Here is a 3,966-nt window from a genome sequence, read left to right as displayed (position 1 = left end):
AACCGTGCGGAAAGTCAGCGCAGGGTAAGACAATAATCCGGGGGGTAACGGCGCGCTCCCTGCGCCATGGCCGCCTCATCCTGTGCTGGCCGGCTAATCACGAGCCGCGATTGCTGCTCTGACCGCCTTTTTTACCGGCTTCGGACGCTTTTTCGCGGTCGTTTTTAAAGTTGCCGCCGCTGTGCTGTCCGCCTTTTTTACCGGCTTCTGATGCTTTCTGTTTATCTTCTGCGAAATTACCTGAACCGCCTCGATGCTGAGTCATAATATATCCTCTTCATGAGTAATAAATAACATGACGTTGTTGCGCTGTCATGTGCGTGTTGCGTATTTAATAGTAATCGCTGGTGCTATTTCTGCAAGCGTGACGGCGCATAAAAAAGGGCGTTTTTATTTTTTATCTTAGTTTGTTGAAATAACAATAATTCTGCGCTGTCGCTGCGCTTATTTAAAACTTTTGCGACGGTGAAGTAATAAAATGAAACACTCCAGTGCACCCAACCGGCCGGGCCAGGCAGCTGACCCGGAGCCGTGAGCCACGCTAAATAACCATGCCTAAAATCTGCAGGATGCTCTGCTGCGAAGCAGTAATAAAAGGAATGTCTTTGATGTGCTGCATGCCAAAGGCTTCATAAAATTTGCGTGCGCGCACGTTCTCGCCCATCACTTCCAGCCACAGATAGCCTTCCAGCTTATCGCGCGCGGCGTGGATAATGCTTTCGAACATGCGCCGGCCATAGTTTTTACCGGTTTCCTGCGGATTGAGGTAGAGCTTATTCAGCTGGGCACCGCTCATACCGGAGTCCGGTACCGGCGTATTCCAGGTCACTTTGGCAAAGCCGATGGGTTTGTTGGTTTCGGCAATCAGCCAGCTTTCGTTGGGGGCCACCAGGCTGCTGCGCAGCTCGGCCAGGCCGTACTCTTTGTCGATGAATTCATCCAGCTCGGCTTCGGAGACCCACATATGTTTGAAGTGGGCGCTGTAGGTCATGCGCCCCAGCTGATGCAGCAGTTCGGCATCATCAGGCTGCGCGTTGCGTATGGTGAATTCCATGCCAGTCTTCCTTCAGTTTTTATGTTTTATCCTGCGTTACGGCAGAGTGGGGGTGTCAGCGGGCATCCTGCCCGTACAGGTGACCCGTCATTATGCGCGAATCAAACCGGGTGTCATCCCTTTTGCGGTAAGGAAGTTGGCTGAATGTCTTGATTTTTTAACAGGAAAGGAGGCAGGCGCAGGATGTCCAGCGGGCTGAACATCCTGAATTGAGGCGGGTGGCGCGAATTAAAAGCCGTAACTGGTGAGGCGATGATAAAAATCCATGTGGTTTTTACAGCCCAGCTTGCGTGAGATGGTGTTCTTGTAGTGGCTGATGGTCTTATTGCTGAGGTGCAGCGCATGCCCGATCTCAGTCATGCGGCGCGGACCCGCCAGCCAGCGCAGCAACGTGAACTCGCGCTCGGTCAGCACATCGGCATTGCCGTGCGGTGCGGCGACGGTGGCAACGTTTTCCGGCGTCAGCACTGCACTGACCAGCGTCGCCAGCGGGCATTTTTTACTCAGGATCAGCGCTTTCTTCAGGTGGCGAGCCACGTAATTCAGCACGGCTTCATCGCTGATGTCGGTGAGAATCACCAGCTCGACGCCCGGTGTTTTGAGCTGCATCAGCAGCAGACTACGCAGCGTCTCTTCCAGGTTTTTATTGGCAAAATGCAGCTCGCTGATTACCACGTTACGCCCGCGTCCGGTGGGGATCGGGTCATCCGGCGAGGTGAGCGTCAGGCAGCTTATCATCTGCCCGGAAAAATAGAGGCGCAGACCTTCCGTAATCCAGCGGTCGCTATCCATAGTGAAGATGTTCAGCATTGTTTCCTCCTGTGCTCGCGGTCAACCCATTTGAACGGAAACCGCGCTGAGCCGATATCAGACGGCCAGCGTCAGGTTGTAGGAAATGGCTGAGAAATGTCCGGGATGGCTGAGCTGCAGGGGGACAACATGAAAGCTGGTTTCTGATGAATGAAGCAAAACCGGTACGGTGGCGAACCGGGGAGATCGCCCGGGATGATGTCAGCTGCCACTGTTGCTCTGCAATTTCATTTTCCTGTCATTTTTAGTCTTTAGGGTGTCAGCTCCTCTGTATGGACATGAATAATATGAAAAGAAAAACGCTTCCTTTGATTCTCGGTTGTACCCTCTCGTTATCCACGCTGGCGGCGCAGCCGCAAACCGAACGCTATAGCGTCACTTTTCCTCAGGGGACGCGCGTCAGCTACAGCGGTGCGTTCGCCAGCGCGTTTCCGGAGGGTTTGCCGGTAGGCATCGGTTCCGGTTTGCTGTTTACCGGCAGGCAGGGAGATACGCTCAACTTTGTGACCGTCACCGATCGCGGACCGAATGCCGACTCGCCTGACATGGGTAAACAGGAGTCGAAAATTTTCGTCACGCCGGACTTCGCGCCGCTGCTGATGAATATCCAGGTGAAGAACGGCAAAGCGCAGGCGACGGACGCCCGACCGCTGCACGACGCAAAGGGCAATATTAACGGCTTGCCGCTGCAGAATGGCGTCATCGGGTCAACCAATGAAATCGCGCTAAGCGATAAGTTGCACGTGCTGCAGGGCGATAACCGGGGTCTGGATACGGAAGGCATTACGCTGGACGGGAAGGGCGGATACTGGCTGTGCGATGAGTATGGTCCGTTCCTGATTAACGTTGATAAGCAGGGCAGGATCCTGGCGATTCACGGGCCGCAGGCCATGGAAGGGGAAAAATCGATCGCGGGTGGTCTGCCGAACGTTCTTAAATGGCGCCAGCCAAATCGTGGCTTTGAAGGGATCACGCGCATGCCGGATGGACGCATCATCGCCGCGGTGCAGAGTACGCTGGATATCAACGGGAAAAGTAAAAAGCAGGCACGCTTTACCCGCCTGGTGAGCTTCGATCCGGCCACCGGTAAAACCGCGATGTATGGTTACCCTATCGACAGCGAGGCGTACAGTAAAAACAGCGACGCGAAAATTGGCGATATCGTGGCGATCGATAATCAGCACATCCTGCTGATTGAGCAGGGCAGCGACAAAGACGACGCGATGCGTAACCTTATCTATAAGGTGGATCTCAGTCAGGCCACCGATCTGGCCACATTCGATAAGGCCGGTGACTACCCGGAGTTTGACGACGCAAAAACGCTGGCGCAGCGCGGCATCGTGCTGGCGACGAAAACGCGGGTGGTGGATCTGCGTCAACTCGGCTGGCAGCAGGAGAAGGCCGAAGGGCTGGCGCTGATCGACAGCAACACGCTGGCGGTCATCAATGACAATGACTTCGGCGTGAAAATGGTGCTGCAAAATCCGGTGGAAGGTAAGAAGCGCAAGGATTATCGGGTCAACGACCAGGGCAGGCTGACGGTAGATGGTAAGCCGGTTGCCACCACCATCAGCGTGAAACCGCTGGATAAAGCCAGCTCGGACAGTGAGTTGTTTATCATAACGCTGGCGGAACCGCTGAAACCCTAGAGGCTGCAGTGCTGGCGCTGGACACCGGTGCCAGCACGAAAACGCTTAAGGCTGAATGACTCCCCGTTGTGTCATCGGGGAGGTCATCGCGGCCTCGTGTTTAACAGGATGTGGAAACTCAGGGTGGCTATTGCTCAGGTGATTAAGAGACATCGCCTGATAAATTTACCCTGACACAGCGCACAGCCATTAAATGGCCTGAAACGGCAGCGTCAGTTCCTGGGATAAGGCAGACTGACTCTCAGGAAAAATTTTTGCCTGGAGTGAGAAGCAGGCATTGATTCATAGATTAAGGCAAATAATCGCGCGGCGTTGCATTCAGGATGGAACGAAAAGCAGCGGTATAGGCAGCCGGACATGAAAAACCAAGCTTGTAAGCGACCTGTTTGATAGGGATGTTATTCGCAAGGAGATCTAACGAAGCATAAATTCTTGCTCTTTGCTTCCAGGTTC

5 protein-coding genes are annotated in these 3,966 nt (G+C 54.1%); 1 reads left to right on the top strand and 4 read right to left on the bottom strand.

What is annotated here, in order from left to right:
* Window positions 1–97: 97 nt before the first annotated feature.
* The 3 genes from QMM04_RS21410 to QMM04_RS21400 all read right to left on the bottom strand — a co-directional run bounded on the left by QMM04_RS21410 (window position 98) and on the right by QMM04_RS21400 (window position 1,864).
* Window positions 98–265 carry a general stress protein gene (locus tag QMM04_RS21410; RefSeq protein WP_021506316.1) on the bottom strand — a complete coding sequence of 56 codons (168 nt, stop codon included), beginning with the start codon at window positions 263–265 and terminating at the stop codon, window positions 98–100.
* A 276-nt stretch (window positions 266–541) separates the two neighbouring features.
* Window positions 542–1,054 carry a GNAT family N-acetyltransferase gene (locus tag QMM04_RS21405; protein WP_282996979.1) on the bottom strand — a complete coding sequence of 171 codons (513 nt, stop codon included), beginning with the start codon at window positions 1,052–1,054 and terminating at the stop codon, window positions 542–544.
* A 228-nt stretch (window positions 1,055–1,282) separates the two neighbouring features.
* Window positions 1,283–1,864: a LuxR C-terminal-related transcriptional regulator gene (locus QMM04_RS21400; RefSeq protein ID WP_282996978.1), complete on the bottom strand. Its 582-nt coding sequence runs from the start codon at window positions 1,862–1,864 to the stop codon at window positions 1,283–1,285.
* 287 nt (window positions 1,865–2,151) lie between these two features.
* Here QMM04_RS21400 and QMM04_RS21395 point away from each other — a divergent pair, with 287 nt between their 5' ends.
* Window positions 2,152–3,513, top strand: coding sequence for an esterase-like activity of phytase family protein (locus tag QMM04_RS21395; RefSeq protein WP_282996977.1), 1,362 nt, complete (start codon window positions 2,152–2,154; stop codon window positions 3,511–3,513).
* Window positions 3,514–3,802: 289 nt separating this feature from the next.
* On the opposite strand, the gene QMM04_RS21390 is transcribed toward QMM04_RS21395, so the two are convergent.
* Window positions 3,803–3,966 (bottom strand): helix-turn-helix domain-containing protein (locus tag QMM04_RS21390; protein WP_349253950.1); only part of this gene is annotated, 164 nt, incomplete at its 5' end.

The sequence above is a fragment of the Pantoea sp. Pa-EAmG genome, assembly GCF_030024295.1.
GTDB lineage: Bacteria > Pseudomonadota > Gammaproteobacteria > Enterobacterales > Enterobacteriaceae > Pantoea > Pantoea dispersa.
The sequence above is the reverse complement of the archived record's forward strand: the minus strand, read 5'-3'. Positions and strand labels throughout refer to the sequence as shown.